At 65.5% G+C, this 3,758-nt stretch carries 4 protein-coding genes; all 4 read right to left on the reverse strand.

What is annotated here, in order from left to right; genetic code table 11:
• Positions 1 to 911 (reverse strand): branched-chain amino acid ABC transporter permease (locus ACO1BU_RS36285; protein WP_424140729.1); only part of this gene is annotated, 911 nt, incomplete at its 3' end.
• 3 nt (positions 912 to 914) lie between these two features.
• Positions 915 to 1,802, reverse strand: coding sequence for a branched-chain amino acid ABC transporter permease (locus tag ACO1BU_RS36290; protein WP_481133266.1), 888 nt, complete (start codon positions 1,800 to 1,802; stop codon positions 915 to 917).
• Positions 1,803 to 1,854: 52 nt separating this feature from the next.
• The gene (locus ACO1BU_RS36295) at positions 1,855 to 3,087 is read right to left on the reverse strand and encodes an ABC transporter substrate-binding protein (protein ID WP_481133267.1); all 1,233 of its coding nucleotides are present in this window, start codon (positions 3,085 to 3,087) and stop codon (positions 1,855 to 1,857) included.
• A gap of 83 nt (positions 3,088 to 3,170) precedes the next feature.
• The coding region (locus ACO1BU_RS36300; RefSeq protein WP_424140731.1) for an ABC transporter ATP-binding protein at positions 3,171 to 3,758 on the reverse strand (588 nt) is incomplete at its 5' end.

A 3,758-nucleotide genomic window follows, 5' to 3' on the forward strand; every position in this document is an offset into this window, starting at 1 on the left:
CCGAAAGGAGCGAGATAGGTCTGCATGGCCACCACGGCTCCCGCCCCGATCACCGGCCCGAAGAGGGTGCCCAGGCCACCGAGCAGGGTCATGAGCACCACCTCGCCCGACATGGTCCAGTGGACATCGGTCAGGGTGGCGATGCCCACCGTGATGGCCTTGGCACCACCCGCGATGCCGGCAATCCCTGCGGATAGGACGAAGGCCACCAGCTTGTAGTCATCTGTGCGGTAGCCCAGTGAGGTCGCGCGCGGCTCATTCTCCCGGATGGCGGTCAGCACCTGCCCGAAGGGGGAATGAATGATCCGGTGGATCAGCAGGAAGCCGGCGAGGAACAGCCCGGCGATGAACCAATAGAGAGTCATGTCGGCCGAGAGATCAACAAGGCCCAGCAGCCGGCCCCGAGGGATGGCCTGGATACCGTCCTCGCCATGGGTGAAGGGCACCTGGAGGCAGAAGAAGTAAACCATCTGGGCCAGGGCCAGGGTGATCATGGCGAAATAGATGCCGGCCCGCCGGATGGCGATCCAGCCGAAAACCAGGCCGAAGGCGGCCCCGGTGACGCCGCCGATCAGGATCGAGAGTTCCGGTGTCAGGCCCCAGACCTTTGCCGCATGGGCCGCGACATAGCTTCCCATGCCGAAATAGGCGGCATGCCCGAAGGAGAGCAGGCCCACATAGCCGATCAGCAGGTTGAAGGCGCAGGCGAAGAGGGCGAAGCAGAGCAGCTTCATCAGGAATTGCGGGTAAAGGAAGAAGGGGCAGAGAATCAGGGCGGCGACCATGATCAGCAGCGCGACCCCCTGCGCCCGCGTGAAGCCGAGGATGCCCTGCGCCGGGGCGGCTGGCGGCAGGTCCGCCGCAGGGGCATCAGGCGGTGCGCCATGGGGCGCGACGGTGGCGGATACCATGGGTCAGGCCCTCCCGAACAGGCCGGCGGGGCGTGCGAGCAGCACGATCGCCATGATAACGAAGATCACGGTGGCCGAGGCTTCCGGATAGATCACCTTGGTCAGGCCCTCGACAAGGCCGAGGGCAAAGCCAGTGATCACCGAACCCAGGATCGAGCCCATGCCGCCGATCACCACCACCGCGAAGACCACGATGATGAAGTTGGACCCCATGCCCGGGTTCACCGAATAGATCGGCGCGGCCAACACCCCGGCCAGCGCCGCGAGTGCGACACCCGCCGCATAGGTCAGCGTAACCATGCGCGGCACATTCACCCCGAAGGCCTGCACGAGGGAGGCATTCTCCGTGGCAGCCCGCAGATAGGCGCCAAGCCGGGTCTTCTCGATGACCAGCCAAGTGGCCAGGCAGATGACAAGGGCCGCGACCACAACCCAGACCCGGTACTTCGGCAGCATCATGAAGCCGAGATCGATCGGCGCACCGGTCAGCGACGCAGGCGGGGCGTAAGGCAGGCCGGATGAGCCGAAGCTGTTGCGGAACAGCCCCTCGATGATCAGGGCCAGGCCAAAAGTCAGCAGCAGCCCGTAGAGATGGTCGAGCTTGTAAAGCCGCGAGATCATCAGCCGCTCGATCACTACCCCAAAGGCGCCCACGATCAGCGGTGAAAGAATGAGCGCCCCCCAATAGGGAATGCCCGCCCAGTTCAGCAGCATCCAGGCCACGAAGGCGCCCATCATGAACTGCGCCCCGTGGGCGAAGTTGATGACGTTCAGCATGCCGAAGATCACGGCGAGCCCTAGCGACAGCAGCGCATAAAAGGCGCCGTTCACCAAGCCCAACACGACCTGCGGTGCCGACATCTCCAACTGAAACAGGAAGTCCTCGAGCACGTCGCACCACCCATGATGGGCGGAGGGCCCGCAAGCCCCCCGCGTTGCAGTCTCAGCTATGAACCAGCGAGCAGCCGCCCTCGTTCACCGGGCGCCAGGCCTCGTTGGCCGGCGTGGTGCGCATCAGCTTGTAATAGTCCCAGGCGCCCTTGCTCTCGCCCGGCGTCTTCACCTCGAAGAGATAGGCGGGATGGATCTTGCGTCCGTCCGGCCGGATCGAGCCGGCGCCGAAGGCGTCGTCATCCGTCGGCATAGCCTTCATCCGGGTGACGACATCGGCGCCCTTCCCGTGCACGGCGGCGGGACCCATATCGGCCGCCGCCTTCAGGAAGTGCAGCGCCGCACTGTAGCAGCCGGCCTGCCACATGCTCGGCATGGCGCCGCCCATGGCGCCCTTCACCTTGTTCGCCAGGTTCCGGGTGCGATCGTTCAGGTCCCAGTAATAGGTCTCGCTCAGCACCAGGCCCTGTGCGGTGTTCAGGCCGAGGCTATGCACGTCGCTGACAATCATCAGCAGCACGGCCAGCTTCTGCCGCCGCGTCAGCCCGAATTCCGCCGCCTGCTTCACGCTGTTGATCGTGTCCACGCCCGCATTGGCCAGGCCGACCACCTTGGCCCGGGACTGCTGCGCCTGCAGCAGGAAGGAGGAAAAATCTGTGGTGCCGGGGAAAGGATGGCGTACGGAACCCGCGATGCGCCCGCCCGCCTTCTTGATCACCTCGCTCGTGTCGCGTTCCAGCGCATGGCCAAAGGCGTAGTCGGCCGTGATGAAGAACCAGCTGTCGCCACCCGCCTTGACCATGGCGCCGCCCGTGGAATTGGCGAGCATCCAGGTATCATAGGTCCAGTGGATGGTGTTCGGGTTGCAGGCGGGTCCCGTCAGATCCGCCGTGGCGCCCGTGGAGTTGAGCATGATGCCGTTCTTCTCCTTCACGACGCTGTTCACGGCCAGCGCGCAGGAGGAGGTGGCGACGTCGATGATCACGTCCACGCCGTCCCGGTCGATCCACTGACGGGCGACGGTGGAGGCGACATCCGGCTTGTTCTGGTGGTCGCCCTGCAGCACCTCGACATTGATGCCGCGGCCGGTGACACCGCTGTCCTGCACCGCCTGCCGCACGCAGGCGACGGAACCCGGGCCGCTGCCATCGCGATAGGTGCCGGACATGTCGGTAAGCACGCCGATCTTGAGCGTGTTGTTCGCCTGTGCCCGGGCGCTGCGCCAAGGCAATGCGCTCAGGGCCGGAAGGGCGGCAGCGCCACCCAGCAGGGTACGACGGTCCATGGTCATTCCTGTGTCTCTCCCAGTTCGTTGTTCTTCGGCTCGCGCGAAGCCATCGGGCCGGAGGCCCGCAGGAAATCGCGCGTCTATACGCCGAGATAGCTGAGCAGCCTGTCGAGGCTGCTCGCCATCTCCTGATTGGTGACGCTGTCCACCACCCGGCCGTGCTCCATAACGTAGTGGCGGTCGGCAACGGTCTGCGCGAAGCGGAAGTTCTGCTCGACCAGCAGCACGGTGAAGCCGCGCGCCTTGATCTCACGGATCATGCGGCCGATCTGCTGCACGATCACGGGCGCGAGCCCCTCCGTCGGTTCGTCCAGCAGCAGCAGCGGCGCACCAGTCCGCAGGATGCGGGCGATGGCGAGCATCTGCTGCTCCCCGCCCGAAAGCTTGGTTCCCTGGCTGTTCGCCCGTTCCTTCAGATTGGGGAAGAGCGCGTGGATGGTTGGAATGTCCAGCCCGCCCTCCCGCACCTTTGGCGGCAGCATCAGGTTCTCGGTGACGTTCAGGCTGGCGAAGATGCCGCGCTCCTCCGGGCAGTAGCCAATGCCGGCACGACCGATCTGGTCGGGGCTCATCCCGATCGTCTCGCGCCCCTCAAACATCACGGAGCCGCTGCGCCGGCCGGTGAGCCCCATGATGGCGCGCAGCGTGGTCGTCTTGCCGGCTCCGTT

It is taken from the genome of Roseomonas chloroacetimidivorans, from assembly GCF_049629625.1.
Lineage (GTDB): Bacteria > Pseudomonadota > Alphaproteobacteria > Acetobacterales > Acetobacteraceae > Roseomonas > Roseomonas chloroacetimidivorans.

Excerpts from the sequence above, each read along its gene's own strand:
- ACO1BU_RS36295 (WP_481133267.1), bottom strand. The coding sequence starts at position 3,087 with ATGGACCGTCGTACCCTGCTGGGTGGCGCTGCCGCCCTTCCGGCCCTG.